Below are 26,801 nucleotides of genomic sequence, written 5' to 3'. Positions count from 1 at the left end.
CGTTACTCACCGTAATCGCCCCGACGGGGACCGCCCGCGCGCGGCGCGGCGCGGTCCCCGGGCCCGGCTAGGACGCCGCGGGGGCGGGCGCCGGCTTCGGCTTGGCGTCGATGCCCGCCTCGGTCCGCTGCTGCGCCGTGATCGGCGTCGGGGCGCCGGTCAGCGGGTCGTACCCGCCGCCGGTCTTCGGGAACGCGATCACCTCGCGGATCGAGTCCGCGCCGGCGAGCAGCATGCACACCCGGTCCCAGCCGAACGCGATGCCGCCGTGCGGCGGCGGCCCGAACTTGAACGCCTCGAGCAGGAAGCCGAACTTGTCGGCCGCCTCCTGCTCGCTGATGCCGAGCAGCGTGAACACCCGCTTCTGCACCGCCTCGCGGTGGATACGGATGGAGCCGCCGCCGATCTCGTTGCCGTTGCAGACGATGTCGTACGCGTACGCCAGCGCCTCCCCCGGCGCCTCCTCGAACCGGCCCTCCCACTCGGCCACCGGCGAGGTGAACGGGTGGTGCACGGCCGTCCAGCCGTCGCCGGCCGCGCCGACGCCCTCGACCTGCTCGAACATCGGCGCCTCGGTGACCCAGCAGAACGCCCACGCGCTCTCGTCGATCAGCCCGACCCGCTTGCCGACCACCAGCCGGGCGGCGCCGAGCAGCTCCTGCGCGGCCCGCCGGTCCTCGCTCGCGGCGAAGAAGATCGCGTCGCCGGGCTTGGCGCCGGCGGCGTCGGCGAGGCCGGCGAGGTGCTCGGCGGACAGGTTCTTGGCCACCGGCCCGCGCGGCTCGCCGGTCTCGGCGTCCAGCACGACGTAGGCGAGGCCGCGGGCGCCGCGGGCCTTGGCCCAGTCCTGCCAGGCGTCCAGCTCCTTGCGGCTCTGGCCGGCGCCGCCGGGCATGACGACCGCGCCGACGTACCCGCCGCCCTCGATCGCCCCGGCGAACACCCGGAACGCCGTGCCGCGCAGGTAGTCGGTGAGGTCGACCAGCTCGCAGCCGAACCGCAGGTCGGGCTTGTCCGACCCGTACCGGGTCAGCGCCTCGTGCCAGGTGATCCGCGGGATCGACGCGGGGATCTCGTGGTCGGCCAGCTCCCGCCACAGGTCCCGGACGATCTCCTCGCCGAGCGCGATCACGTCGTCCTGCCCGACGAACGACATCTCGATGTCGAGCTGGGTGAACTCGGGCTGGCGGTCGGCCCGGAAGTCCTCGTCCCGGTAGCAGCGGGCGATCTGGTAGTACCGCTCCAGCCCGGAGACCATGAGGAGCTGCTTGAAGAGCTGCGGCGACTGCGGCAGCGCGTACCAGCTCCCCGGCTGGAGCCGCACCGGGACCAGGAAGTCGCGCGCGCCCTCCGGCGTGGACCGGGTCAGCGTCGGCGTCTCGATCTCCAGGAAGTCGTGCCGGTCCAGCACCCGCCGGGCGATGGCGTTGGCCCGCGAGCGCAGCCGCAGCGCCGCGGCCGGCCCGGAGCGGCGCAGGTCGAGGTACCGGTACCGCAGCCGCACGTCGTCGCCCGCGGTGACGTGGTCGTCGACCGGCAGCGGCAGCGGCGCCGCCTCGGAGAGGATGGTCAGCTCGGCGGCGATGACCTCGACGGCGCCGGTGGGCAGCTCGGGGTTCTCGTTGCCGGCCGGGCGGGCGGCGACCTCGCCGGTGACCGCGACGCAGAACTCGTTGCGCAGCCCGTGGGCGGCCTCGATGCCCTCCCGGAACACGACCTGCGCGACGCCGGAGCCGTCCCGGAGATCGACGAAGATCACCCCGCCGTGGTCGCGGCGCCGCGCGACCCACCCGGCGAGGGTGACGGTCGCGCCGGCGTCGGTGGCCCGCAGGCTCCCGGCGGCATGGGTACGGATCACGGCTGGCTCTCCTTCGTCGTCCTGTGCCGCCATTCTTTCACCGACCGCCACCGCGTTTGCGCCCGCTCCGGTTTTGCGCCGGCCGCCCCGGCGGGCCCGGACGGCCGCCGGCCCCGGCCGGCTGCGCGGGGCGCAGCGGGCCGGGGCCGGCGGTCAGCGGTGCGGGGTACCGGTCAGGAGCCGACGTACATCAGCTTGTTGGCCGTGCCGCCCTGCGGGTTGGTGATCACGTCCGGGGTGGCGTCGGCGACGAGCTTGTCGCCGATCTGCGCCGGCGTGCCGGTCGGGTTGGCCTCCAGCGCGAGCACCGCGGCGCCGGCGACGTGCGGGGACGCCATCGAGGTGCCGCTGATCGTCTTGGTGGAGGTGTCGCTGTCCTTCCACGCGGACGGGATGTTGACGCCCGGGCCCCAGATGTCGACGCACTTGCCGTAGTTGGTGAACGAGGCGCGCGAGTCGTTGTTCTGGCTGGCCGCGACGGTGATCGCGGTCGGCGTGCGGGCCGGGGAGAAGCCGCAGGCGTCCTGCGGCACGCCCTGGGCGTTGCCGTTGCCGGCGGCGACCACGAACACCACGCCGGCACTGACGCCCTTGGCGACCGCGTCGTCGGTGCCCTGGTTGGCACCGCCGCCGAGGCTCATGTTGGCGACGGCCGGCTTGACGGCGTTCTTGGCGACCCAGTCGATGCCGCTGATGACGCCGCTGTTCGAGCCGCTGCCCTGGCAGTTGAGCACCCGGACGGCGTAGAGCTTCGCCTTCGGCGCGATGCCGTACGTGGTGCCGGCGGTCGAGCCGGCGACGTGGGTGCCGTGGCCGTGGCAGTCGTCGGCCTTGCCGCCCTGGGTCACGGCGTCGAAGCCCGCCACCGCGCGCCCGCCGAAGTCCTGGTGGGTCTGCCGGATGCCGGTGTCGATGATGTAGGCGCTGACGTTCTCGCCGCCCTTGCCGCGCGGCGCGTACTTGTCGTCCAGCGGCAGCTTGCGCTGGTCGCTGCGGTCCAGGCCCCAGGCCGTCGCCAGCCGGGTGTCGCCGGCGCGGTCGTCGAGGGTGACCGTCTGGTCCTGCTCGACGTACTCGACCGACGGGTCGGCGGCGAGCCGGGCGGCGCCCGCGGCGTCGCCCTTGAACTGGAAGCCGGGCAGCGCGGTGGCGTAGGTGAAGCCGACCCGGCCGCCGTTGGCGCGGGCGAGCCGGGTGGCGGTCGGCGCCACGGCGCGGCCGGCGACCCGGGACTCCTTGAACTTCACGACGTAGCTGCCCGGGATCGCGGTGGGTGAGTCCGCGAGGAGGATGCGCCCGACGGCCGCGGTGTCCGCGGACGCGCCCGGCGCGAGGGCGACGCCGCCGGCCACAAGGGCCGCGGCAGCGATGACGGAGCCGGCGATCCGGCTCGCGGAGAGGGTGGTCCCCATGGGTAACGCCTCCAAAGCGGGGTGGGTGGCCCGACATGCGGCAGGGAATGCCACCGCTGGCGATCCGGGGGAAGGCCGGACAATGACAGCGGTCGATATGGAGACGCTAGCCGTTCGGTTCATTCAAAGACAGCATTGAACTTGTGATTACTACATGGTAATGATCGAAATCGATCTTCACCCGGTGTGATCGGGCGGTCAGCCGCCGGTGATACCCGGCCGCAGATCGGCGGCCGGCGGGGCCCACTCCGCCAGGTCAGCGGCCACCTGCTCGCCCGAGCGGATGTCCTTGACAGAATCCGGCTCGCCGTCGACACCCGGGAACCAGACGTACGGGATCCCCCGCCGCTCGGCGAACCGGATCTGCTTGCCGAACCGCGCCGGGCTCGGCGCCACCTCGGTCGGGACGCCGCGGGCGCGCAGCGCGGCGGCGACCGCCGCGCACGCCGGCCGGGCCCCCTCGTCCGGCAGCGCCACCAGCACCGCCGTCGGCACCTGCCGGGACGCCCGCAGCGCGCCGGCGCCGAACAACAGCCCGAGCATCCGGGACACCCCGATCGACAGGCCGACGCCGGGGAACCGGTCCGCGCCGCCGCTGGCCAGGTTGTCGTACCGGCCGCCGGAGCAGACCGAGCCGAACCGCTCGTACCCGCGCAGCAGCGTCTCGTACACGGTCCCGGTGTAGTAGTCCAGGCCGCGGGCGATCCGCAGCTCCGCCCGGCACAGCCCCGGCGCGTGCGCGTTCGCCGCCTCGATCACCGCGGCCAGCTCCGCCAGGCCCTCGTCCAGCAGCGGGTCGGTCACGCCGAGCGCGCGCACCGCGTCCACGAACGACGGGTCCGGGGTGCTGATCGCCGCCAGCGCCAGGCACGCCCGGGCCTGCGCGTCGCTCGCCCCGGCCGTCTCGGCCAGCAGCGCCGCCACCTTCTCCGGGCCGATCTTGTCGAGCTTGTCCACCGCGCGCAGCGCGGCCTCCGGGTCGGTCAGGCCCAGGCCGCGGTAGAAGCCCTCGCAGACCTTCCGGTTGTTCACCTGGATCACCACCGGCCGCTCCCCCGGCCCCTGCCCCAGCGGCAGGCCGCCGAGGGCGTCGCCGATCACCAGCGGCAGCTCCACCTCGTACTGGGGCGACAGCGCGTCCCGGTCGACCACGTCGATGTCGGCCTGGAGGAACTCGCGGTACCGGCCCTCCTGCGGCCGCTCGCCCCGCCACACCTTCTGGATCTGGTACCGGCGGAACGGGAAGTGCAGCTTGCCCGCGTGCTCCAGCACGTACCGGGCGAACGGCACGGTCAGGTCGAAGTGCAGCCCCAGCCCGGCGTCGCCCGCCGCGTCCTCGGCCTGGAGCCGGCGCAGGACGTACACCTCCTTGGACGTCTCCCCCTTGCGCAGGAGCTGGTCCAGCGGCTCGACCGCGCGGGTCTCCAGCGAGGCGAAGCCGTACAGCTCGAACGTGGACCGCAGCCGGTCCAGCACGTGCTGCTCGACGATCCGCTGCTCCGGCAGCCACTCGGGGAATCCGGACAGCGCAGTGGGCTTGCTCATCGGTCACCAGCCTCGGTTCGGGGACGTCGTGGCCGCGTCCCGCAGGTACGGGTTCGCCGCCCGCTCGCGGCCGATCGTCGTCGCCGGCCCGTGGCCGGGCAGGACGACCGTGTCGTCGGCCAGCGGCAGCACCTTGGTGCGCAGGCTGGTCGCCATCTCGCGCATGCTCCCGCCGGGCAGGTCGGTGCGGCCGATCGAACCGGCGAACAGCACGTCCCCGGACAGGCACACCTGGTCGGCGTCGAACGCGTCCGCGGCCGGCAGCCGGAACATCACCGAGCCGCGGGTGTGCCCCGGCGCGTGGTCGACGACGATCTCCAGCCCGGCCAGGCGCAGCGTCGCGCCGTCGGCCAGCTCCCGCACGTCGTCCGGCTCGGTGTACGGCAGCCGCCCGCCGAACAGCGCCGTCATGTCCGCCGACAGCCCCTTGGCCGGGTCGGCCAGCAGCTCGCGGTCCGCCGGGTGGGCGTACGCGGGGATGCCCCGGGCCCCGCACACCGGCACCACCGAGAACGTGTGGTCCAGGTGCCCGTGGGTGAGCAGGACCGCCGCCGGGTGCAGCCGGTGCCGGGCGATCAGCTCGTCCAGCCGGTCCAGCACGCCGATGCCCGGATCGACGATCACGCACTGCTCGCCCTTGCCGACCGCGGCGACGTAGCAGTTGGTCCCGAACGCGTCGGCCGGGAAGCCGTCGACCAACACTGATTCCTCCAGGTGCCTCGTCGTCGTGCGCCGCAGCGACCGATCATACGGGGCACATCGCCGCCCACCGGCGCACACCGGCCGGCACCGACCGGCGCAAACCCGGCGCCTCGGTCCACCCGATCCCGGGATCGACCCGTACACTCTGGCGGGCGTGTGGCGTGGCCCACGCGCGGCCCGGGCACCGGGTCGGTGACGGAGGACGACGAAGGGAGCGCGCGTGGCTTCCGGTAACGAACGCGCGCGGGCGCTGGCCCGGTCCAAACGGCAGCGGCAGCTCGCCCGGCGGGCCGAGCAGGTGCGCCGGCGCCGGCAGCTCGTGGCGGGCATCGCCACCGGGCTCGCCGTGCTGCTGGTGGTCGTCGGCGCGTTCTGGTTCTTCGGCGGCGACGACGACCCGCGCCCCGGCGCCGGCGGCTGCGACTGGACCCGCCTCGACCCCGCCGCCGACAGCAACCTGCGCGACGTCGGCGAGCCGCCGCGCCGCGGCAACCCCGCGGTCGGCGACGCGGTGCTGACCGCCTCGACCAACCAGGGCCAGCTCGACATCACGCTGGAGCAGGGCACCGCGCCGTGCGGCGTGGCCAGCCTGCGGCACCTGGCCGGGCGCGGCTTCTTCAACAACACCACCTGCCACGCGCTCACCCCCGAGTACCTGCGCTGCGGCGACCCCACCGGCACCGGCGCGGGCGGCCCGACGTACGGCGTACTGGGCGAGAACCTGCCCGCGCCGGCCCCGGCCGGCTCGCCGTCGCCGGCCGGCGACCCGCAGTACCTGCGCGGCACGATCGCGCTGGTCCGCAACAACCTCGGCACGTACGGCAGCCAGTTCGCCATCGTGTACAAGGACATCCGCACGAGCGATCCGACACTCGCCCCGGTGGGCTACCTCACCGCCGGCATCAACCACGTCGACCGCGTGGTCAAGGCGGGCACGGCGCCCGGCGGGACCAAGCCGAAAACCGCCCTGACGCTGACGTCGGTCACCGTCGAGGGCGGCATCCCGAACCAGCCGATCATGACGGTCACGCCGACCGCGACGCCGACCCCCTCGGCCAGCCCGCGGTGAGCGAGACCAGCAGCAGCACACGCGCGAAGGAGCGAGGGTGAACGCGACCAACCAGCCGGAGCGGGCCGCGGCGCGGGCGCGCCTGGAGAAAGACATGGCCGAGCGCAGGGCGACCGCGCGCAAGCGGCGCAAGACCCGCATCTGGGTCGCCGGCGGCGCGGCGCTCGCGGTCGTGGCCGGCGGCACCGCCTGGGTCATCTACAAGGTGACGTACGTGCCCCCGCCGCCGACCAGCAAGGCGTGCACCTGGCTGGACTCCGACGCGACCGGCGGCTCGATCGTCAAGGACGTCGGCAAGCCGCCGGCGACCGCGTCGATGGTGGGCACCAAGACGGTGACGTTCCACACCAACTTCGGCGACATCAACGCCACGATGGACCTGGCCAAGTCGCCGTGCACGTCGGAGAGCCTGATGTACCTGGCGCAGAAGGGCTTCTACGACGGTACCAAGTGCCACCGGATGATCCCGGCCGTGCTCCAGTGCGGCGACCCGAACGCCAAGGGCAAGGGGTACCGGGAGACCGACGGGCGGGGCGGGCCGAGCTACCGGTACGGCACCGAGAACCTGCCGGTCAACCTGCCCGACCCGTACCCGGCGGGGACCCTGGCGATGGCCCGGACGCAGAACCCGGACAGCAACGGCAGCCAGTTCTTCTTCACCCACGACAGCTTCAAGCTGGACCCGGAGTACACGGTGTTCGGCAAGGTCGACGCCGCGGGCATCGAGGTGATCAAGAAGGCCACGAAGGCCGGCGACGACAAGGCCTACGAGAAGCTCGGCAGCAGCGGCGGCCACCCGAAGAACGACATCGTCATCAAGTCGATCACGATCAGCTAGCGTACGTCGGATGGCGGTCGCCCGGCCCGGGCGGCCGCCATCGGCGTGTCCGGCGGGTCAGGCGCCGGAGGTGACGCGGTAGGCGTCGAAGACGCCGTCCACCTTGCGGACTGCGGCCAGCAGGTGCCCCAGGTGCTTCGGGTCGGCCATCTCGAAGCTGAACCGGCTCACCGCCACCCGGTCCCGCGTCGTCGTCACCGTCGCCGACAGGATGTTCACCCGCTCCTCGCTCATCACCTTGGTGACGTCCGCGAGCAGCTTGTGCCGGTCCAGCGCCTCCACCTGGATCGCCACCAGGAACGTCGACGCCGACGTCGGCTTCCACTCGACCTGGACCAGCCGCTCGCTCTGCTCGCGCAGGTCGTCGGCGTTGGCGCAGCCCTCGCGGTGCACGCTCACCCCGCCGGAGCGGGTGACGAACCCGAAGATCTTGTCGCCCGGTACCGGGGTGCAGCAGCGGGCCAGCTTCACCCACACGTCGCTAACGTCCTTGACCACCACGCCCGGGTCCTGACCGGCGCCGCGGTGCCGCGGCGGGCGGGTCGGCATGGCGGTCTCGGCGATGTCCTCGACCGCGCCCTCCTCGCCGCCGTACCCGGCGACCAGGCGGGTGACCACCGACTGCGCGGACACCTGGCTCTCCCCCACCGCCGCGTACAGCGACGCCAGGTCGGACAGGTGCAGGTCGCGGGCGATCGCCATCAGTGAGTCGGGGGTGAGCAGGCGCTGCAACGGCAGGCCCTGCTTGCGCATCGCCTTCGTGATCGACGCCTTGCCGATCTCGATGGCCTCCTCGCGCCGCTCCTTGTTGAAGTACTGGCGGATCTTCGTCCGGGCCCGCGGGCTCTTGACGAAGCCCAGCCAGTCCTGGGACGGCCCGGCGGTCTCCGACTTGGACGTGAAGATCTCGATCACATCGCCGTTGGACAGCGTCGACTCCAGCGGCACCAGCTTGCCGTTGACCCGGGCGCCGATGCACTTGTGCCCGACCTCGGTGTGCACCGCGTACGCGAAGTCCACCGGCGTCGACCCGGTCGGCAGCGGGATCACGTCGCCCTTGGGCGTGAAGACGTAGACCTCCTGGCTCGACAGGTCGAAGCGCAGGGCGTCCAGGAACTCGCTCGGGTCGCTGGCCTCGCGCTGCCAGTCCAGGAGCTGCCGTAGCCAGGTCATCTCGTCGATGTGCGCCGGCGGGCCGACCACCGCGGCGTTCTTGACCTCCTTGTACTTCCAGTGCGCCGCGATGCCGTACTCGGCGGTGCGGTGCATGGCGTACGTGCGGATCTGCATCTCCACCGGCTTGCCGGTCGGGCCGATCACCGTGGTGTGCAGCGACTGGTACATGTTGAACTTCGGCATGGCGATGTAGTCCTTGAACCGGCCCGGCACGGGCTGCCAGTTCGCGTGGATCACGCCGAGCGCCGCGTAGCAGTCGCGGACGGTGTCGACCAGGATGCGCACCCCGACGAGGTCGTAGATGTCGGAGAACTCGCGGCCACGGACAATCATCTTCTGGTAGATCGAGTACAGGTGCTTGGGCCGGCCGTTGACCTCGGCCTTGATCTTGGCGCTGCGCAGGTCCAGGCCGACCTTCTTGGTGACCTGGCGCAGCAGCGCCTCCCGCTGCGGCTGGTGCTCGCCGATCAGCCGGTTGATCTCCTCGTACCGCTTCGGGAACAGCGTGCCGAAGGACAGGTCCTCCAGCTCCCACTTGATCGTGTTCATGCCCAGCCGGTGCGCGAGCGGGGCGAGGATCTCCAGCGTCTCCTTGGCCTTCTGCTCCTGCTTGGGGCGGGGCAGGAAGGTCAGCGTGCGCATGTTGTGCAGCCGGTCGGCCAGCTTGATCACCAGGACCCGCGGGTCCTTCGCCATCGCCACGACCATCTTGCGGATGGTCTCGGCCTTCGCCGCGTCGCCGAGCTTCACCCGGTCCAGCTTGGTGACGCCGTCGACCAGCAGCGTCACCTCCTCGCCGAAGTCCCGGCGCATCTCGTCCAGGGTGTACGGCGTGTCCTCGATGGTGTCGTGCAGCAGCGCGGCGACCAGCGTGGTCGTGTCCATGCCGAGGTTGGCCAGGATCGTGGCCACGGCGAGCGGGTGGGTGATGTACGGGTCGCCGGACTTGCGGAACTGCCCCTCGTGCCAGTGCGAGGCGGTGTCGAACGCCCGCTGGAGCAGTCGCGCGTCGGCCTTCGGGTGGGCGTTGCGGTGGACGGCGATCAGCGGTTCGAGGACCTCGCTGACCTGCGGCGTCTGCCACGGCGCGTTGAACCGGGCGAGCCGGGCGCGGACCCGCCGGCCGGTGGGGGCGCCGGCGAGCGCGAACGGACCGGGGTCGCCGACGACGACGGGCCGGGTGCTCGGGCCGAGTTCGGTACCGGGACCCCTCGCCGGCGCGGCCCCGTTGGCGCTGGCGACGTCGGCGGGCGTACCGCCGCCGGCGGGGCCGGCATCGTGCGGGCCGGCATCGTGCGGGCCGGCATCGTCGTGCGGGCCGGCGGCGTCGGCCGGCGCGGTATCGGTTCCCTCGCGCGCGGTGCCGGCGTCGCCGCCTGCCGCACCGCCGTCGGCGGGTCCGTCGCCGGCGGATTCGCTGCCGGGGTCGGCGGCGGGCCGCGGCGGGCCGGCATCCCGCTCACCACCCGCGGCGGAGGGTCCGGCCGCGGCCGGGGCGACCCGATCAACAGCCCGGTCGGCAGCCGGACCGCCGGCGGTGGCGCCGGGCCCGGTCGGGTTGTCGGCGGACGCATCGGGGCTGCCGGTGGGCAATCCGGCCGCGCCCGGGGTCCCGGCCGACGGATTGCCGTCGGACTCCCCCGCCACGCCGGACTCGCCCACCGCGCCGGATTCACCCGCCGTGGCGGAGTCGGGTCCGACAACGACGGCAGCGGATTCGCGCTCGGGTTCGGGCTCCGGCTCGGCAGCGGGCCCGGGACCGGCCGGGTCGGCGTGGGCGGCACGCCCGCCGGGGACCGCGCCGTTGCGCGCCGCCGGGTCGGGCGCGACGCCGGCGGAATGCTGTGTCGCACCGTCGGCGGGCGCCGACCCACGGGACGGGGGCGCGACGTCGCTGGACACCGGGGCTGCTCCTCATCACGCCGGCTCGCCGACCGCGGTCGACGTGCTGTGAACCCGACACCGGTGCACTCCCGGGGCGGAACTGCCTGCGACAGCGCCGTTACCCTGGGAAAACCTCGGGGCGGGCAGGAAGGCCATCGTACCCGGCGTATCGGGCCGGCGCTTCGGCCGTGCGGTTGCGCCTGCGCGGCGTCCCCGCACCGGTGATCCGCCGCCCGCGCGCGCCCGCCGCCGGCCCGCCGCGACGGCCCGGCCGGGGCCCGGAATGCGGGTGGGGAGGCCGCGATCGCGGCCTCCCCACCCCTGCGCTCGCGCGGCGTCAGCGGCGCTTGCCGCCGCCGGATCGCCGGCCCTTGCTGCCCGGCCGGCTGCCCGGTCGCGGCGCCCCGCCGGACGGCCGGGTCGCCCCGCCGCCGGTGCTGCCGCCCTCGCCCGCACCGGTGGCCGGCGCCTCCGCGGCCGGCGCCGCGGGCGCCGCCGGGGCCGCGGCCGGCCGGTTGGCCCGGCGCCGGCTGCCCGGCACCTCCTCGCCGCGGGCGATGGCCGCCCGCCGGCCGAGGACGCGCTGGGTGTGCGCCTTGATCCGCGGCTCGGCGCTCTTCAGCGCCACCAGGACCGGCGTCGCGAAGAAGATCGACGACAGGACCGCGAAGGCCATGCCGACGAACAGCACCAGGCTGAGGTCCTTCAGCGTGCCGGCCTTCATCAGCCCGGCGCCGATGAACAGCAGGCCGCCGACCGGCAGCAGCGCCACCAGGCCGGTGTTGATCGACCGCATCAGCGTCTGGTTGACGGCCAGGTTGGCCGCCTCGGCGTACGTCTGGGTGCCGCTGGCGGTGATCCCGCGCGTGTTCTCCTGGATCTTGTCGAACACGACGACGACGTCGTACAGGGCGAAGCCGAGGATCGTCAGGAAGCCGATGACGGTCGACGGGGTGACCTCGAACCCGGTGAGCGAGTACACGCCCGCGGTGAGGATGAGGTCCAGGACCAGCGAGGCGATCGCCGCCGCCGCCATCCGCCACTCGAACCGGATGACCAGGTACACCGCCACCGCGGCGATGAACAGCGCCAGGCCGATCAGCGCGCTGCGGGTGATCTGCGCCCCCCACGCCGCGCTGACCGCCGCGGTGCTGATCGCGTTGGCGGGCAGGCCGAACTTCGCCTCGACCGTCTGCCGCACCCGGTCCACGTCGTCCGGGTCGAGGGCGGCGGTCTTGATGTCGTACGCGTTGCCGCCGACCTTCTGCGACGTGCCGACGGTGGCGCCGGCGTCGCGGAACGCCTCCTCCACCTGCTCCTGCGTGCCGACGGTCGCCGGCACGCTGAACTGGTTGCCGCCGGCGAACTCGATGCCGAGGTGGAAGCCGGACAGGACGAAGCTCAGGATGGCGACGAGGATCGCCCCGCCGGCCACGCCGAACCACATGTTGCGCCGGCCGACGATGTTGACGCCGGCCTCGCCCTTGTAGAGCCGAGTCGCGAGCCCGCTCATCTCAGGCCTCCTTCGCGTCGTCGCGCTGCAGGACCCGGCCGAGGCCGCTGACCCGCGGCGAGAGGAACGCCTTCGTCCGCGCGAACATCGTCATGATCGGGTGTCGGAAGAGGAAGACCACGACGAGGTCGAGGACCGTGGCCAGGCCGAGCGCGAACGCGAAACCCTTCACCGTGCCGACGGAGACCAGGTACAGGATCACCGAGGCCATGATGGTGATGGCGTTCGCCGAGATGATCGTCCGCCGGGCCCGGGCCCACGCCCGCGGGACCGCGCTGCGCGGCGACCGGCCGTCCCGGATCTCGTCCTTGAGTCGTTCGAAGTAGATGACGAACGAGTCCGCGGCGACACCCAGCGACACGATGAACCCGGCGATGCCGGCGAGGGTCAGGGTGAAGCCGATCTGCCGGCCGAGGAACACCAGCGCGCCGAAGACCAGCAGCGCCGACAGCACCAGGCTGAGGAAGATGACCGTGCCGAGCAGCCGGTAGTAGAAGAACGAGTAGATGATGACCAGCAGCAGGCCGATGCCCGCGGCGAGCAGGCCCGCCTTGAGGTGCTCGGTACCCAGGGTCGCCGACACGGTCTGCGCGTCGAGCTGCTCGAACGTCACCGGCAGCGCGCCGTAGCGGATCTGCGAGGAGAGCTGCTCGGCTTCCTTCGGCGAGAAGTTGCCGGTGATCTGCGACTGCTCGCCGAGCACGCCCTGGATCTCCGGCGCCGAGATGATCTCGTTGTCCAGGACCACCGCGACGAGGCAGTGCTGGTTGCTGCCCAGCACCTGCTGCGGGCACTTGGTCTCCGCCGGCCCGGAGTTGTTGAACGCCTCCCGGGTCAGGTTCGTCCACTTGCCCGCGCCGTCCGAGGAGAACTGGAGGCTGACGACCCGCTCGCCGTTCTGGTCGACCTGCGGGCTCGCGGTCTCCACGTCGGTGCCGATGACCTTGGCGATGTCCAGGAGGTACTTGCTGCCCTCCTGGCAGGCGACCGCCCTGGCCTTCTCGTCCACGATCGAGCCCTGCCGGCGGTTGTCCAGCTTCTCGCAGGTGACCTGCGGGACGTTGAACTGGATCGCCGGCGGCAGCGCGCCGACCTCCTCCGCGGTGAGCTGGGCGAACGGCTTGAGCGCCGCGGTCTTGCCGGCGTCCGGCGCCTTCAGCGCCTCGGCCGCCGCCCACGCCTGCGGGCCGACCTTCTTCTTCGCGTCGGCGAGTAGCTCGGCATTGTTCTTCTTGGTGCGCTGCGGCGGCGTCGCGATCGGGGTCGCGGTGGGCGCCGGCACGGCGGCCGGGGCGCTCGGCTTGGCCGCCGGGGCGCTCGGGGCCGGGGTCGGCTTCGGCGCCGCGCTGCCGCTGGGCGTCGGCGTGGCGGACGGGGTCGGCGTCGCCGACGGGTCCGCGCCGTCGGTGCGGTTGAGCACCTTGCGGAAGCGGAGCTGAGCGGCGTTGCCGATGTCCGAGGTCAGGTTCGCGCCGCTGCCCGCCCGGGAGATGACGATGTTCTTCTCGCCCTCGACGATGATCTCCGCCTCGGACACACCGCGTGCGTCGACCCGCTGCTGGATGATGCCGCGGGCCTGCTCCATCTCCTTCTGGGTGGGCATGTTGCCGTTGGGCAGCGGCTGCGCCTCCAGGGTGAGCCGCTGGCCGCCGACGAGGTCCAGGCCCAGGCGCGGCTCGAACCGCTCGGACCAGCTCATCCCGCTGGTGCCGACGAACATGACCAGCAGGTACAGGACCACGAAGAGCCCGGCGAGGATGGCGAGTTGCCGTCCGGGGCGCATCTGCCCGTCTGGAGGTGGTGCCACGGCTAGGTATCTCCCGATGTCATGGTCGCGGGTCGGGCGCCCGTGCGCGGGCGGCCGCTCCCGTCCGACCGAGGTGGGTGGCGCACGGCCGGCGGGTGGCGCCGGCCGGCCGCGCCGCCCACCCCGGCCGGGGAGCGGCGCGGCCGTGGATCAGTCGGTGCTCTCGACGGCTTCGGCCGCGGTCTCCTCGGCCGGCTTCTTCGGTACGACCTGCGCGATCGCGGGCCGCGCGTAGCGGACGGTGACGCCCGGCGCGATCTCCAGCTCGACCACGTCGTCCCGGACCAGGGCCACCGTCGCGTGCAGGCCGCCGATCGTGACGACCTCGTCGCCCGGCTTCAGCTCCGACTGCATCCGCTCGGCCTCCCGGCGGCGGCGCTGCTGCGGGCGGATCATCATGAAGTACATGGCGGCGAAGAGCAGGACGAGCAGGAGCAGCGGCAGGTAGCTGCCGCCACCGCCGCTCTCGGGCGCTGCGCTGAGCACGAGTCATCGACCTTCCGGTGGGCCGCCGGCACGGGTTGCGCCGGCGGTCGCGCTGGGAACTATGTCCGGGACGGACCGCGCGAAGTCTAGTCCGTGGCCCCGGGAAGACACGGACCCCGACAGATCACGGTACGGTTACGGGCGCTCGTCCGGGTTGTCCGACGCGCCGAACAGCGCACCCTGTCCACCCGGCGCGGCGGGCGGCGTCCGGCCCAGGTGGTGCCAGCCGGCGGCGGTGGCCACCCGGCCGCGCGGCGTCCGGGCCAGCAGTCCCGCCCGGACCAGGAACGGCTCGCACACCTCCTCCACCGTGTCCGGCTGCTCCCCCACGGCGACGGCCAGGGTGGACAGGCCGACCGGCCCGCCGCCGAACGTGTCGACCAGCGCCCGCAGCACGGCCTTGTCGAGTCGGTCCAGGCCGGACGTGTCGACGTCGTACACCCGCAGCGCGGCCAGCGCCGCCTCCCGGTGTACCACGCCGTCGCCGCGGACCTCGGCGAAGTCGCGAACCCGGCGCAGCAGCCGGTTGGCGATGCGCGGCGTGCCGCGGGACCGGCCGGCGATCTCCGCCGCGCCGTCCGGGGTGATCGACACGCCGGTGATGCCGGCCGCGCGGGTGACCACCCGCTCCAGCTCGGCCGGCTCGTAGAAGTCGAGGTGGGCGACGAAGCCGAACCGGTCCCGCATCGGCCCGGTGAGCAGGCCGGCCCGGGTGGTGGCGCCGACCAGGGTGAACGGCTCCAGCTCCAGCGGGATCGCGGTGGCGCCCGGCCCCTTGCCGACGATGACGTCGACCCGGAAGTCCTCCATGGCGCTGTACAGCAGCTCCTCGGCCGGCTTCGCGATCCGGTGGATCTCGTCGATGAACAGCACGTCCCCGGCCGCCAGGCTGGTCAGGACGGCGGCCAGGTCGCCCGAGCGCTCGATCGCCGGCCCGCTGGTGATCCGCAGCCCGCCGCCCAGCTCCGCCGCGACGATCATGGCGAGCGTGGTCTTGCCCAGCCCCGGCGACCCGGACAGCAGGATGTGGTCCGGCGCGGCGCCGCGCCGCAGCGCGCTCTGCAACAGCAGGTCGAGCTGCTCGCGGACCCGGTGCTGCCCGACGAACTCGGCCAGCCGCTTCGGCCGGACGCTCGCCTCGGCGTCGCGCTCCGCGTCGTCGGCGTACGCCGAGACCACACCGGCGTCCGACATCAGCGCGCCTTGCCGAGCAGCCGGATCGCGTGCCGCAGCAGCACCGGCACCGGCGGCGGCGTCCCGTCCACGGTCTCGGCGACCGCGCCGACCGCCGACTCGGCCTGCGCCGCCGACCAGCCCAGCCCGACCAGGCCCTGCCGGACCTGGTCCTGCCAGAGCGCCGCGACCGGCGCGCCCGCGCCGTCGCCGCCGGCCGCGGCGACCGGGCCGACCCGGTCGCGCAGCTCCAGGATCAGCCGCTCGGCGCCCTTCTTGCCGATGCCCGGCACCCGGGTCAGCGTCGCCACGTCCCCGCCGGCCAGCGCCGCCCGGACCGCGTCCGGGCTGTGCACGGCGAGGATCGCCTGGGCCAGCCGCGGCCCGACGCCGCTGGCGGTCTGGAGCAGCTCGAACAGCTCCTTGGCCGCGGCGTCGGCGAAGCCGAACAGGGTCAGCGAGTCCTCCCGGACCACCAGGCTGGTGGCCAGCGCCGCCTCGGCGCCGGGCCGCAGCTCGGCGAGGGTGGCGGGGCTGCACTGGACGGCGAAGCCCACCCCGCCGACCTCCACGACGGCGTGGTCGGCCGCGACGGCCACGACCCGGCCGCGCACGCTGGCGATCATCGTCGACCTCCGATCCGGGCCGCCGCGGCGGCGACCCTGGCGCGGGTACCGCCGCGCCAGATGTGGCAGATGGCGAGCGCGAGGGCGTCGGCGGCGTCCGCCGGGCGGGGCGGCGCGTCGAGTCGCAGCAGCCGGGTGACCATGGCCGTGACCTGCGCCTTGTCGGCCCGGCCGGAGCCGGTGACGGCGGCCTTGACCTCGCTGGGGGTGTACGTCTCGACGGGCAGGCCGACCCGGGCGCCGGCGAGGACGGCGACCGCGCTGGCCTGCGCGGTACCCATGACCGTGCGCACGTTGTGCTGGCTGAACACCCGCTCCACCGCCACGGCGTCCGGGGCGTGCTGCGCCACCAGGTCGGCCAGGGAGCGGTCGAGGTGGCGCAGCCGCAGCGGCAGCTCGTCGCCGGGGTCGGAGTGGACGACGTAGTAGCCGACCAGCGTGCACGGCCGGCCCGGCTGCCCCTCGACGACGCCGACGCCGCACCGGGTGAGGCCGGGATCGATGCCGAGCACCCGCACCGCCGCACTCCCTCCGCCGCGCCTGTCCGGCAGCCCCACCTGTTCGACCGCTGTACCGGTCCGGCAGCCGTAGCTGTGCGACCGCCGTGCCTGTGGACCGCTGTGCCTGTCGACCGCCGTGCCTGTCCGGTAGCGGTGACCGTTCGGCCGCCCCGTACACCTGTTCGACAGCTTAGCGGCTGCCCGCGCCGCCGCCGGCCCGGCCGCGCCCGCGGCGCGTCCACCCCGGACCGGAAACCGCGGTGCGCTGGGCCGGCCGGCTGGCTACGCTCGCGGCCGTGAGCGAGCTGACGGTACGCCCCATCGAGCCCGACGAGCTGGCGGCGGCGTGGGACCTTGGCCGGCTGGCCTTCGGCGGGGAACCCGCCGACGAGCCGCCCGCCGCGGCGCTGGCCACGCCGGACTGGCTGACCCGGTACGGCGCCTTCACCCCCGACGGCACCCTGGTCGGCCGGGCGATCGACCTGCACGACACCCAGTGGTGGGGCGGCCGGACACTGGCCGCCGCGGACGTGGCCGGCGTGGCGGTCGCGCCGGAGTGGCGCGGCCGGGGCGTGGCCCGGGCGCTGCTCGCGGCGCTGCTGGCCGGCGCGCGCGAGCGCGGCGCGGCGGTGAGCGCGCTGTTCCCGACGGTGGTCGAGCCGTACGCGGCCGCGGGCTGGGCGGTCTGCGGGACCCGCCGCGAGTACGCGCTACCGGCCGCCGCCCTCCCCCGGTACCGCCCGGAGCCCGGCCTCACGCTGCGCGCGGGCACCGACGCCGACGTACCGGCGACCGCCGACCTGTACGGGCGGCTCGTGGCCCACCGCACCGGCCTGCTCGCCCGCGCGGGCGGCCGGTTCGGCGACCCGCCCGCCACCGCGGGCACCGACGGGCTGACGCTGGTGGAGCGGGACGGCGAGCTGTGCGCGTACGCGTACTGGGATCGCGGCCGCGGCTACGCCGCCGACGCGACGCTCACCGTCGAGGACCCGGTGGCCGCGGACCCGGCCGCCGCCCGGGCGCTGCTCGGCGCGCTCGCCGGCTGGCGCAGCGTGACGCCGACGCTGCGGATCGCGCCGCTGGCGTACGACGCGCTGGGGCCACTGCTGCCCTGGCCGGCGATGCGCGAGCACGCGGCGCAGCCGTGGATGCACCGGCCGGTGGACGCGGCCCGCGCGGTCGCCGCGCGCGGCTGGCCGCCGCACGCCGGGGGCGCGGTGACGTTCACCCTGGCCGACCCGCTGTGCCCGTGGAACGACGGCCACTGGCGGCTGACCGTCGCCGACGGCCGGGGCACGCTGGAGCCGGCCGCCGGCGCGGACCTGCGGCTGACGCCCGGCGGCTTCGCCCAGCTCTACTGCGGCGTGACGACCGGCCGGAGCCTGGTCGCGGCCGGTTCGGCGGCGGCGGCCGGCGGCGCCGACCCCGCGACCCTGGACCTGCTGGCCTGCGGCGAGCCGGCCCAGCTCTCCGACTACTTCTGACCGCAGCCGCTCCCGGCCTCCGGCTGGTCGGGCGGGTCGGCCCCCTCGCCGCCCGGACCCAGGTGGGTCCGCTTGCCGTCGTGGTCGAGGATGCACAGCATCTCGGCCGGCCCGTCGGCCGCCCCGAACGCGTGCGGCACCATCGTCGAGAACTCCGCCGCCTCCCCCACCCGGACGAGGATGATCCGCTCGCCGAGCCGCAGCGCCACCGTCCCGGACAGGACCGTGAACCAGTCCCGGCCCGGGTGCACCCGGGGCTCCGCCGGCACCGCCCGGGTGACCCGCAGCTTGGCGATCGTCATCCCGTGCGGGGCGCCCGGCCGGGACAGCAGCCAGGTGGTGATCCCGCGCCGGGCGTCCCGGTGCGGCCGGATGACCACGTCGTCGTCGCCGGCGGACTCCACGAGCTGATCGATCGAGGTGTCCAGCACCCGGGCCAGCGCGGCGAGCTGGTCCAGCGCGATCCGGCGCTGGCCGGTCTCGATCCGGCTCAGCGTGGACGGGCTGAGGTGGCAACGGACCGCCAGCTCGTCCAGCGACCAGCCGCGGGCCAGCCGCAGCCCGCGCAGCCGCTGCCGGACCAGCGCATCGACCTCACCGTCTTGCTTCATACGCAAGACCTTATGCCATTGGCGCACGACGGCGGTACCGTCGGGGGCATGACGCACACACACCTGGCCGACATGCTGGACCTCGACGCGGAGGTCCTGGGCGAGCACCACCGCGACCTCGTCGCCACGGTCGCCGCCGCCGTACCCGAGCGGGCCCGGATCGTCGACCTCGGTGCCGGTACCGGCACCGGCGCCGTCGCCCTGGCCCGGCAGCTACCGTCGGCCACCGTGGTCGCGGTCGACGTGGACGACGAGATGCTGGGCCGCCTGCGCGAGCGCGCCGCGGCGGCCGGCGTCGCCGACCGGATTCGCACCGTCCGGGCCGACGTCGACGAGGCGCTGCCGCCGCTGGACGGCCCCGCCGACCTGGTCTGGGCGTCGGCGTCGCTGCACCACGTGGCCGACCCGGACCGGGTCCTCGCCGCGGTCCACGCCGCGCTGCGGCCGGGCGGGCTGCTCGCGGTCACCGAGCTGACCGACCTGCCGCGCTTCCTGGCCGACACCCCCGACGCGGCGGTGGAGGAGCGCGGCCACGCAATCCTGGCCGACCTCCGGGCGGAGGCCGGGCTGCACATGCACGAGGACTGGGCGCCGGCGCTGACCCGGGCCGGCTTCACCGTGCTCGACGCCCGCCGCGCCGACCTCGTCCTGCGCCCGCCGCTGCCCGCGGCCGCGCCCCAGTACGCCCTGGTCACGCTGCTGCGGATGCGCGAGCGGGTGGCCGACCGGCTGCCCGCGGCGGACGTGGCGGCGCTGGACGCGCTGGCGGCGGGGATCACCGAGCGGGGCGACCTGACCGTCCGGGCGGTCCGCAGCACCTGGCTGGCCCGGCGCCCCTGACCTACGCTTCGACCTTCTCCAGCACGTCGTCGGGGATGTCGAAGTTGGCGTAGACGTTCTGGACGTCGTCACAGTCGTCGAGGACGTCGACCAGCTTGAGCACCTTGCGCGCGCCGTCCTCGTCGAGCTGCACCGTCGCACTGGGGACGAACGACGACTCGGCCGAGTCGTACTCGATCCCCGCGCCCTGCAGCGCCTCCCGCACCTGCAGCAGCGCGCCCGGCTCGGACACCACCTCGAACGCCTCGCCGATGTCGTTGCACTCCTCCGCGCCGGCGTCGAGGACGGCGAGCAGCACGTCGTCCTCGCTCAACTCGGCCTTGGGCACGATCACCACGCCCTTGCGGGAGAACATGTAGGACACCGAGCCGGCGTCGGCGAACGTGCCGCCGTTGCGGGTCAGCGCCGTGCGCACCTCGGTCGCCGCGCGGTTGCGGTTGTCGGTGAGGCACTCGATGAGCAGGGCGACGCCGTTCGGGCCGTACCCCTCGTACATGATCGTCTGCCAGTCGGCGCCGCCGGCCTCCAGGCCGGAGCCGCGCTTGACGGCGCGGTCGATGTTGTCGTTGGGGACCGAGGACTTCTTGGCCTTCTGGATCGCGTCGAACAGCGTCGGGTTGCCGGCCGGGTCGCCGCCGCCGGTCCGGGCCGCGACCTCGATGTTCTTGATGAGCCGGGCGAAGAGCTTGCCACGCTTGGCGTCGATCGCCGCCTTCTTGTGCTTCGTGGTCGCCCACTTGGAGTGCCCGGACATCAGTCCTCCGTCGTCCCTGTCGCCGCCCGCACCATCTCCACGAACAGCCGGTGGACCCGCAGGTCGCCGGTCAGCTCCGGGTGGAAGGAGGTGGCGAGCAGCCGCCGCTGCCGAATCGCGACAATCCTACCGTCGCTCCCGTCGACTGTACCGGCGCCGGCCCCGCCCGCACCCCCCGCCGCCGCGCCGACCGCGACCCGGCCGAGCACCTCGACGCCCGGGCCGACCGACTCGACCCACGGGGCCCGGATGAACACCGCGTGCAGCGGCCCGCCCTCGACGCCGGCCAGCTCGACCGGCGCCTCGAACGAGTCGACCTGCCGGCCGAAGGCGTTGCGCCGCACCACCACGTCGATGCCGTCGAAGCCGCGCTGGTCCGGGCGGCCGTCCAGGACCGTGCGGGCCAGCATGATCATTCCGGCGCAGGAGCCGTACGCGGGCATGCCGGCGGCGATCCGCTCGGTGATGACGTCGCGGACGCCGAACACGTCGACCAGGTTGCTCATCGTCGTCGACTCGCCGCCGGGGATGACCAGCGCGTCCACCGCGGCGATCTCGGCGGCGCGGCGGACGGGGCGGGCGATGACGTCGCACTCGGCCAGCGCGGCCAGGTGCTCGCGCACGTCGCCCTGGAGCGCGAGCACCCCCACGATCGGATCCACGTTCATGCCCGCAGCCTAGGCGGCCCGCCGGCCCGCCCGGTCACCGGACGGCCGGCACCACGTACCGGGTGAGGAAGTCCCGGATGTCCAGCTCGCGGTACTCGGCGCGGTCGCCGTCGCCCTGCGTGTTCTGGGTGGTGGTGACGACCAGGTCGAGGTCCGGGATCACCGCGACGTACTGGCCGCCGAAGCCCCAGGCCAGGTTGACCGCGTGGCCGGCGGCGTCGGTGGCCCACCAGCCGGAGGCGTACCGGTAGCCGGGCTGCCGGACCCGCTCGGCGGTGATCGTCCGGGACTGGGTGACCGTCGCAGCCGGCACGACCCGCTTGCCCTGCCACACCCCGCCGGCGAGGTAGAGCTGGCCGAACCGGGCCAGCTCGCGGGCGGTCAGGTACATGTTGTACCCGCCCGCGTAGACGCCCTGCGGGTCCCTGGTCCACCGCTCCGGCATGATGCCCAGCGGCGTGAACAGCTTCTCCCGGGCGTACGCGCACGTGGTCGTGCCGGTCGCGGCCTGGAGCACCGCCGAGAGCACGTGCGTGTTGCCGGTGCTGTAGTTGAAGCCGGCGGCCGGGTTCTCGGCCAGGCCGAGGATCGCGCCGACCCAGTCGTCGGACTCCTCGATCCGCTCCTCGGTCTCGTCCTCGCGCCAGTCCAGCCCGGAGGACATGCCGAGCAGCCGGCGCACGGTGATCGCGCCGGTGGGGGTGCCGGCGGCGGCGTACTGCGGCAGGTACGTCGAGATCGGCGCGTCCAGACTCTTGATCTTTCCGTCGGCGACCGCGATGCCGGTCAGCGCCTGCAGGATGCTCTTGGACGCCGAGTGCACATTGTTGCTCTGGTTGGCGGCGCCGTCGCGGAAGTACCGCTCGTACACCAGCTTGCCGCCGCGCAGCACGACGACCGCCCGCATCCCCCGGTGCTCGGCCAGCGCGTCGCCGCCGGCGGCGAGCGCCGCGGTGTCCAGCCCGGCGGCGGCCGGCGGGGCCACCGTCCACTCCGCCCGGTCGTCGTGGCTGTCCACCATCGGCTCGGCCCGGTCGTAGAACGACGCGCCGCGCCGCTGCCAGATCGTGTCGCAGGTGGGCGGCCCGGCCTCGGTCAGCCCGGCCGGCGCCTCGGCGGCCGGGCCGTCCGCGCCGGCGTCCGGCTCGGCGTCGGCGTCGCACGCCGCCAGCGCCACAGTGGACGCCAGCAGCGCCGCGACGGTGGCGGCCAGGGGCATGCGGGTGCGCTTCAAGGTTTCGACCTCCCGGAGACGGTGCCGACCATCGTGCCGGGAGAACCTCGGAGCACGCTGTACAGCCGCCCGGGAGGAACCTGTACGGGTGACCTACCAGCCGCGGTCGGCGAGCCGGTGCGGGACGGGGATGTCGTCCACGTTGATCCCGACCATGGCCTCGCCGAGCCCGCGGGAGACCTTGGCGAGCACGTCCGGGTCGTCGTGGAACGTCGTCGCCTTGACGATGGCCCGGGCCCGCTCGGCGGGGTTGCCGGACTTGAAGATGCCCGAGCCGACGAACACGCCCTCGGCGCCGAGCTGCATCATCATCGCCGCGTCGGCGGGGGTGGCGATGCCGCCGGCGGTGAACAGCACGACCGGCAGCTTGCCGGTCTCGGCGACCTCGCGGACCAGCTCGTACGGGGCCTGCAACTCCTTGGCCGCCACGTACAGCTCGTCGGCCGGCAGCGACGTCAGCCTGCGGATCTCCGCCCGGATCCTCCGCATGTGGGTGGTGGCGTTCGAGACGTCCCCGGTGCCCGCCTCGCCCTTGGACCGGATCATCGCCGCGCCCTCGGTGAGTCGGCGCAGCGCCTCGCCGAGGTTGGTGGCGCCGCAGACGAACGGCACGGTGTACGCCCACTTGTCGATGTGGTTGGCGTAGTCGGCCGGGGTGAGCACCTCGGACTCGTCGACGTAGTCGACGCCGAGCGACTGGAGGATCTGCGCCTCGACGAAGTGCCCGATCCGGGCCTTGGCCATGACCGGGATGGAGACGGCCTCGATGATCCCGGTGATCATGTCGGGGTCGCTCATCCGGGAGACGCCGCCCTGGGCGCGGATGTCCGCCGGGACCCGCTCCAGCGCCATCACGGCGACCGCGCCGGCGTCCTCGGCGATCTTCGCCTGGTCCGGGGTGACCACGTCCATGATCACGCCGCCCTTGAGCATCTCGGCCATGCCGCGCTTGACGCGGGCCGTGCCGACGGCGGGGGCGGCGGGGGCGTTCTCGGGGTTGGTCGACACGGCGGTTCAGCTCCTCGGACGGGACGGCCCAGCGCTCACCGGACGGGGTGGTGAGTCGCCGGTCATGCTACGCCGCGTGGTCGGGCCCGCCCGACGGCCAATCAAACCCCCGTGGCCTGGCCTGTGGCCTGTTTCACTACCACCGGGGCGGGGCGCGGCCCGGCGCCGGGCGCCCCCGCGGGGACCAGCACGGGCGCCGGCGCGGCCAGCGCCGGGTCCTGGATGTCGAAGTACGCAGGGCACGCGTGCCGCCGGTCCAGCCGGAGCAGCCGGACCAGCCGCTGCCGGCGCACCGCCAGCGCGTCCCGGACGAGGTCGGTGTGCACCTGCCGGGCCACCGCCACCCGCCGGCAGGCGGCCCGCACGGGCTCGGACAGGTCGCAGCGGCCCGCTACGCACTGTAGTTGCCGGGTGAGGTCGTTCTCCGCGGCCTCGCGGTCGCCGGCGCCGTCGAGCGCGCTGCGGGCCACGGTGTACAGGCCGGGGGCGGGGAGCTGCTCGGCCAGCACCGCCGCGGCGGCGGCCCGCCGGACCAGGTGGGCGTCGAGCGCCCGGCCGGCGGCGGCGGCCCGGGCGTGCAGCCGGTCGACCCGGGCCGCGGTCCACGCGGCGTACAGGCCGGCGAGGGCCACGGCGAGCAGCACTGCCATGAGAAGCATGACCGGCATCGTAGGCCGGCCCGGCCCGGTGCGCCCGCCCGCGGGCCGCGCGGGTGACCGAATCGCACCGGAACGCGCCGTGCGACCCCACCGGCCGGCGCGTGTCCCCCACCGCTCGGCCGACATCCCCGGGGCGGGGTCGGGCATCCCCGGGGCGGGTCAGGAGTCCCAGAGGGCGGTGATCTCGGCGGCCACCCGGTCCGGGGGCACCGGGGTGCGGGCCGTGCCGATCTCGATCGCCGCGGCGTACACCTCCAGGACCCGGCCGGCCACCAGCGGCCAGTCGTACGCCGCCACCGCCGACGCCGCCGCCGCGGCCAGCCGGGCCCGCTCCGCGCCGTCGTCCAGCAGCCCCGCCAGCGCCGCCCGCAGCGCGCCGTCGTCGCCGGTCGGGAACAGCACGCCCGCGGTGCCGCCGGCGAGCACCCGGCGGAACGCGTCCAGGTCGCTGGCCACCACCGGGGCGCCGGCGGCCATCGCCTCGGTGAGGATCATGCCGAAGGACTCGCCGCCGGTGTTCGGCGCGGCGTACGCGTGCACGCTGCGCAGCATCCGCGCCCTGGTGGCGTCGGGGACCATCCCGAGGAACGTGACCCGGTCGCGCAGCCCGGCCGGTACGCCGGCCAGGGCCGCGTCGGCGTCGCCCCGCCCGGCCACCAGCAGGCGCGCGCCGGGCCGGTCGGCGGCCAGGCCCGCGAAGGCGCGCAGCAGGATCGGGAAGCCCTTGCGCGGCTCGTCGTACCGGCCCAGGAAGCCGACCGTGCCGCCGCTGCCGGGGCCGACCGGGCCGGGCCAGCCGGGCAGCGGCTCGGCGTCGCGGAAGGCGGCGACCGCGACGCCGTTGGGGATCTCGACCGCGCCGCCGTCCAGGTGCTCGACCTGGACCCGGCGGGCGAGCGCGCTGACGGCAATCCGGGCGGTGATCCGCTCCAGCACGAGCTGCAGGACGTTCTGCGCGGCCGCCATCGCCCGGGACCGGGTCATCGCGGTGTGGAAGGTGGCCACGACCGGGCAGCGGGAGCCGAGCACCGCGAGCAGGGACAGGCTGGGCGTGAGCGGCTCGTGCACGTGCAGCACGTCGAACTCCCCCGCGGCCAGCCAGCGCCGGACCCGGGCGGCCGACAGCGGCCCGAAGGCCAGCCGGGCCACCGACCCGTTGTACGGCACGGGGACGGCCCGGCCGGCGCTGACCGCGTACGGCGGCAGCGCGGCGTCGTCGTGCGCCGGGGCCAGCACGCTGACCCCGTGGCCGAGGCCGCGCAGCGTCTCGGCCAGGTCCCGGATGTGGCCCTGCACCCCGCCGGGGACGTCGAACGAGTACGGGCAGACCAGGCCGATCCGCATCACGCCTCCCCCGGCCACACGCGCTGGAGCATGTGCCAGTCGGCGGGGTGGGCGGCGATGCCGGCGGCGAACCGGTCGGCGATCCCCTGGGTGAGCGCGCGCACCCGCTCGTCCCGGCTGCCCGTGGCGGGCACCGGCAGCGGGCCGGTCAGCCGGCCGCGCGGGCCCTCGGCGTCGTACCACATGTCGACCGTGTACAGCGGCGCCCCGGTGAGCACGGCCAGCGCCGCCGGGCCGCCGGGCATCCGGGCCTGCGCGCCGAAGAACCGGACCGGCACGCCGGTGCTGCCGAGGTCCCGGTCGGCCAGCAGCGGCACCAGGTACCCGGCGCGCAGCTTGCGGACCAGCTCGCGCAGCGGCGGCGGGCCGCCGGTCAGCGGGACGATCTCCATGCCGAGGCCGCGGCGGAAGGCGAGGAACCGCTCGTACAGGGCGGCCGGCTCCAGCCGCTCGACGACCGTGACGATCGGCCAGCCGTTCGCGGCCACCCACGCCCCGGCGGCGTCCCAGTTGCCGGCGTGCGGCAGGGCGAGGATCGCGCCCCGGCCGGCGGCCACGTCGGCGGCGAGCAGGTCGGCGCCGGCCAGCCGGAAGCCGTCCCGGATGCGCGCGCGGGACAGCGCGGGCAGCCGGAACGCCTCGAGGTAGTACCGGGCGTACGAGCGCATGGCGGCCCGGACCAGGTGGTCCAGCGCGGGCTCGGGCACGGCCGGGCCGACCACCCGGCGCAGGTTGCCGCGCAGCCGGGCGACCCCGGCCCCGCCGCGGCCGGCGGCCAGGTCGGCGCCGGCACGGAAGGCCGCGGCGGCCACCGGCTGCGGCAGCGCCCGGACCAGGCGCCAGGCGGCGGTGTACCCGAGCGTGGTCAGCCGGCCGCTCATGCCCGGCGGGCCTGCAGCGCCACGTACCGGATGCGCTGGCCGATGGTGACCACCGTGAGCGCGCCGAGCACGCCGAGCGCCACCGCCATCCCCCACGGCAGCCCGAACCCGTCGGTCAGCACGGCGCCGACGCCGACGAGGATCAGCCGCTCGAACCGCTCGGCCAGGCCGACGTCGCAGCGGAAGCCGAGGCCCTCGGCCCGGGCCTTGACGTACGAGACGACCTGGCCGCCGGCCAGGCAGACCAGCGCGGCGGCGAGCGTGCCGCCGGCCCCCTCGGTGTACGCCCAGTAGGCGACCGCGCCGAAGATCGCGCCGTCGGCGACCCGGTCGAGGCTGGAGTCCAGCAGCGCGCCGAACCGGGTGGCGCCGCCGTGCAGCCGGGCCATCGTCCCGTCGAGGACGTCGGTGAGCGCGAAGAACGTCACGATGCCGGCCGCGGCGAGCAGCCAGCCGCGGGCGCCGAGGTACGACCCGGCGAGCACGCCGACCGTGCCGATCACCGTGACGGCGTTGGGGGTCAGGCCGGCGCGCAGGAGCCCCCGCGCGGCGGGCTCGACGAGCCGGGCGGTGCCCACGCGCGCGGACTCACTGAAGATCTTCGCCATGGCGGTCCCACCCTATCCGCGCCCCGCCCGGCGCCGCGCGACCGGAGGGGTCGCGGCCGGGTGGTCCCGCCCCGGTTTCCCCCGGACTGGCCGACAGCCGCCCGAAAAGCCCGGTACGTGC

At 74.7% G+C, this 26,801-nt stretch carries 23 protein-coding genes and 1 pseudogene; 4 read left to right on the top strand and 20 right to left on the bottom strand.

The window, feature by feature from the left end; all coding sequences use genetic code 11:
* Positions 1-2: 2 nt before the first annotated feature.
* The 4 genes and pseudogenes from aspS to IEY94_RS07385 all read right to left on the bottom strand — a co-directional run bounded on the left by aspS (position 3) and on the right by IEY94_RS07385 (position 5,517).
* A pseudogene (aspS, locus tag IEY94_RS07400) lies at positions 3-1,858 on the bottom strand (aspartate--tRNA ligase).
* Positions 1,859-2,031: 173 nt separating this feature from the next.
* Entirely contained in the window at positions 2,032-3,270 is a 1,239-nt protein-coding gene (locus IEY94_RS07395) for a S8 family peptidase (protein ID WP_189169270.1), read from the bottom strand.
* A 198-nt stretch (positions 3,271-3,468) separates the two neighbouring features.
* Complete coding sequence (gene hisS / locus IEY94_RS07390; RefSeq protein WP_189169269.1) at positions 3,469-4,815, bottom strand: histidine--tRNA ligase; 1,347 nt, start codon at positions 4,813-4,815, stop codon at positions 3,469-3,471.
* A gap of 3 nt (positions 4,816-4,818) precedes the next feature.
* Positions 4,819-5,517: an MBL fold metallo-hydrolase gene (locus IEY94_RS07385; protein ID WP_189169268.1), complete on the bottom strand. Its 699-nt coding sequence runs from the start codon at positions 5,515-5,517 to the stop codon at positions 4,819-4,821.
* Positions 5,518-5,737: 220 nt separating this feature from the next.
* Here IEY94_RS07385 and IEY94_RS07380 point away from each other — a divergent pair, with 220 nt between their 5' ends.
* Together IEY94_RS07380 and IEY94_RS07375 are read left to right on the top strand one after the other, a co-directional pair.
* Positions 5,738-6,586: a peptidylprolyl isomerase gene (locus IEY94_RS07380; protein ID WP_189169267.1), complete on the top strand. Its 849-nt coding sequence runs from the start codon at positions 5,738-5,740 to the stop codon at positions 6,584-6,586.
* Between the two features lie 37 nt (positions 6,587-6,623).
* Positions 6,624-7,424: a peptidylprolyl isomerase gene (locus IEY94_RS07375; RefSeq protein ID WP_229783395.1), complete on the top strand. Its 801-nt coding sequence runs from the start codon at positions 6,624-6,626 to the stop codon at positions 7,422-7,424.
* Between the two features lie 57 nt (positions 7,425-7,481).
* Here IEY94_RS07375 and IEY94_RS07370 read toward each other — a convergent pair whose 3' ends face one another.
* The 7 genes from IEY94_RS07370 to ruvC all read right to left on the bottom strand — a co-directional run bounded on the left by IEY94_RS07370 (position 7,482) and on the right by ruvC (position 16,607).
* Positions 7,482-10,247, bottom strand: coding sequence for a RelA/SpoT family protein (locus tag IEY94_RS07370; protein ID WP_306341595.1), 2,766 nt, complete (start codon positions 10,245-10,247; stop codon positions 7,482-7,484).
* Between the two features lie 574 nt (positions 10,248-10,821).
* Positions 10,822-11,997, bottom strand: a complete 1,176-nt coding sequence (gene secF / locus IEY94_RS07365) for a protein translocase subunit SecF (RefSeq protein WP_189169266.1) — start codon at positions 11,995-11,997, stop codon at positions 10,822-10,824.
* 1 nt (position 11,998) lies between these two features.
* A complete protein-coding gene (secD, locus tag IEY94_RS07360; protein WP_189169265.1) occupies positions 11,999-13,780 on the bottom strand; it encodes a protein translocase subunit SecD in 1,782 nt (593 codons plus the stop codon).
* A gap of 174 nt (positions 13,781-13,954) precedes the next feature.
* A complete protein-coding gene (gene yajC, locus IEY94_RS07355; RefSeq protein WP_229783394.1) occupies positions 13,955-14,290 on the bottom strand; it encodes a preprotein translocase subunit YajC in 336 nt (111 codons plus the stop codon).
* A 135-nt stretch (positions 14,291-14,425) separates the two neighbouring features.
* The gene (ruvB, locus tag IEY94_RS07350) at positions 14,426-15,484 is read right to left on the bottom strand and encodes a Holliday junction branch migration DNA helicase RuvB (RefSeq protein ID WP_189169264.1); all 1,059 of its coding nucleotides are present in this window, start codon (positions 15,482-15,484) and stop codon (positions 14,426-14,428) included.
* Positions 15,484-16,089 carry a Holliday junction branch migration protein RuvA gene (gene ruvA, locus IEY94_RS07345; RefSeq protein WP_189169263.1) on the bottom strand — a complete coding sequence of 202 codons (606 nt, stop codon included), beginning with the start codon at positions 16,087-16,089 and terminating at the stop codon, positions 15,484-15,486. The genes ruvB and ruvA overlap by 1 nt, the downstream gene beginning before the upstream one ends.
* Entirely contained in the window at positions 16,086-16,607 is a 522-nt protein-coding gene (gene ruvC / locus IEY94_RS07340) for a crossover junction endodeoxyribonuclease RuvC (protein WP_189169262.1), read from the bottom strand. The genes ruvA and ruvC overlap by 4 nt, the downstream gene beginning before the upstream one ends.
* A 278-nt stretch (positions 16,608-16,885) precedes the next feature.
* On the opposite strand from ruvC, the gene IEY94_RS07335 reads away from it, so the two are divergent.
* Positions 16,886-18,073: a GNAT family N-acetyltransferase gene (locus tag IEY94_RS07335; protein WP_229783393.1), complete on the top strand. Its 1,188-nt coding sequence runs from the start codon at positions 16,886-16,888 to the stop codon at positions 18,071-18,073.
* Here IEY94_RS07335 and IEY94_RS07330 read toward each other — a convergent pair.
* Complete coding sequence (locus IEY94_RS07330) at positions 18,064-18,684, bottom strand: helix-turn-helix domain-containing protein (RefSeq protein WP_189169261.1); 621 nt, start codon at positions 18,682-18,684, stop codon at positions 18,064-18,066. The genes IEY94_RS07335 and IEY94_RS07330 overlap by 10 nt on opposite strands.
* 48 nt (positions 18,685-18,732) lie before the next feature.
* Between IEY94_RS07330 and IEY94_RS07325 the strand changes: the two genes are divergently transcribed.
* Entirely contained in the window at positions 18,733-19,524 is a 792-nt protein-coding gene (locus IEY94_RS07325) for a class I SAM-dependent methyltransferase (protein ID WP_229783392.1), read from the top strand.
* Position 19,525: 1 nt separating this feature from the next.
* Here the strand turns inward: IEY94_RS07325 and IEY94_RS07320 are convergent, their stop codons facing one another.
* From IEY94_RS07320 to pgsA, 8 genes are all read right to left on the bottom strand, one after another.
* Positions 19,526-20,278, bottom strand: coding sequence for a YebC/PmpR family DNA-binding transcriptional regulator (locus IEY94_RS07320; protein ID WP_189169259.1), 753 nt, complete (start codon positions 20,276-20,278; stop codon positions 19,526-19,528).
* The gene (pdxT, locus tag IEY94_RS07315; RefSeq protein ID WP_189169258.1) at positions 20,278-20,946 is read right to left on the bottom strand and encodes a pyridoxal 5'-phosphate synthase glutaminase subunit PdxT; all 669 of its coding nucleotides are present in this window, start codon (positions 20,944-20,946) and stop codon (positions 20,278-20,280) included. The genes IEY94_RS07320 and pdxT overlap by 1 nt, the downstream gene beginning before the upstream one ends.
* Positions 20,947-20,980: 34 nt before the next feature.
* Positions 20,981-22,180: a serine hydrolase domain-containing protein gene (locus IEY94_RS07310; protein ID WP_189169257.1), complete on the bottom strand. Its 1,200-nt coding sequence runs from the start codon at positions 22,178-22,180 to the stop codon at positions 20,981-20,983.
* 93 nt (positions 22,181-22,273) lie between these two features.
* Positions 22,274-23,188, bottom strand: coding sequence for a pyridoxal 5'-phosphate synthase lyase subunit PdxS (pdxS, locus tag IEY94_RS07305; RefSeq protein ID WP_189169256.1), 915 nt, complete (start codon positions 23,186-23,188; stop codon positions 22,274-22,276).
* A gap of 101 nt (positions 23,189-23,289) precedes the next feature.
* Positions 23,290-23,856, bottom strand: coding sequence for a hypothetical protein (locus IEY94_RS07300; RefSeq protein ID WP_373291232.1), 567 nt, complete (start codon positions 23,854-23,856; stop codon positions 23,290-23,292).
* Between the two features lie 150 nt (positions 23,857-24,006).
* A complete protein-coding gene (locus IEY94_RS07295; protein WP_189169255.1) occupies positions 24,007-25,191 on the bottom strand; it encodes a glycosyltransferase family 4 protein in 1,185 nt (394 codons plus the stop codon).
* Positions 25,191-26,072, bottom strand: a complete 882-nt coding sequence (locus IEY94_RS07290; protein ID WP_189169254.1) for a phosphatidylinositol mannoside acyltransferase — start codon at positions 26,070-26,072, stop codon at positions 25,191-25,193. Before IEY94_RS07290 ends, IEY94_RS07295 begins: the two co-directional genes overlap by 1 nt.
* The gene (gene pgsA, locus IEY94_RS07285) at positions 26,069-26,680 is read right to left on the bottom strand and encodes a phosphatidylinositol phosphate synthase (RefSeq protein WP_189169253.1); all 612 of its coding nucleotides are present in this window, start codon (positions 26,678-26,680) and stop codon (positions 26,069-26,071) included. Before pgsA ends, IEY94_RS07290 begins: the two co-directional genes overlap by 4 nt.
* Between the last annotated feature and the right edge of the window lie 121 nt (positions 26,681-26,801).

This window comes from Pilimelia anulata, from assembly GCF_014647895.1.
Taxonomy (GTDB): Bacteria; Actinomycetota; Actinomycetes; order Mycobacteriales; family Micromonosporaceae; genus Pilimelia; species Pilimelia anulata.
This window is presented reverse-complemented; position numbering and strand designations above follow the sequence as displayed.

What these genes read in the sequence shown, in the direction of transcription:
- IEY94_RS07325 (WP_229783392.1), top strand. Translation starts at nt 18,733, where the DNA reads ATGACGCACACACACCTGGCCGACATGCTGGACCTCGACGCGGAGGTC.
- pgsA (WP_189169253.1), bottom strand. Translation starts at nt 26,680, where the DNA reads ATGGCGAAGATCTTCAGTGAGTCCGCGCGCGTGGGCACCGCCCGGCTC.
- secF (WP_189169266.1), bottom strand. Translation starts at nt 11,997, where the DNA reads ATGAGCGGGCTCGCGACTCGGCTCTACAAGGGCGAGGCCGGCGTCAAC.
- pdxT (WP_189169258.1), bottom strand. Translation starts at nt 20,946, where the DNA reads ATGAACGTGGATCCGATCGTGGGGGTGCTCGCGCTCCAGGGCGACGTG.
- IEY94_RS07300 (WP_373291232.1), bottom strand. Translation starts at nt 23,856, where the DNA reads ATGCCGGTCATGCTTCTCATGGCAGTGCTGCTCGCCGTGGCCCTCGCC.
- IEY94_RS07295 (WP_189169255.1), bottom strand. Translation starts at nt 25,191, where the DNA reads ATGCGGATCGGCCTGGTCTGCCCGTACTCGTTCGACGTCCCCGGCGGG.
- hisS (WP_189169269.1), bottom strand. Translation starts at nt 4,815, where the DNA reads ATGAGCAAGCCCACTGCGCTGTCCGGATTCCCCGAGTGGCTGCCGGAG.
- IEY94_RS07290 (WP_189169254.1), bottom strand. Translation starts at nt 26,072, where the DNA reads ATGAGCGGCCGGCTGACCACGCTCGGGTACACCGCCGCCTGGCGCCTG.
- IEY94_RS07330 (WP_189169261.1), bottom strand. Translation starts at nt 18,684, where the DNA reads ATGAAGCAAGACGGTGAGGTCGATGCGCTGGTCCGGCAGCGGCTGCGC.
- secD (WP_189169265.1), bottom strand. Translation starts at nt 13,780, where the DNA reads ATGCGCCCCGGACGGCAACTCGCCATCCTCGCCGGGCTCTTCGTGGTC.
- ruvB (WP_189169264.1), bottom strand. Translation starts at nt 15,484, where the DNA reads ATGTCGGACGCCGGTGTGGTCTCGGCGTACGCCGACGACGCGGAGCGC.
- IEY94_RS07320 (WP_189169259.1), bottom strand. Translation starts at nt 20,278, where the DNA reads ATGTCCGGGCACTCCAAGTGGGCGACCACGAAGCACAAGAAGGCGGCG.
- ruvA (WP_189169263.1), bottom strand. Translation starts at nt 16,089, where the DNA reads ATGATCGCCAGCGTGCGCGGCCGGGTCGTGGCCGTCGCGGCCGACCAC.
- IEY94_RS07395 (WP_189169270.1), bottom strand. Translation starts at nt 3,270, where the DNA reads ATGGGGACCACCCTCTCCGCGAGCCGGATCGCCGGCTCCGTCATCGCT.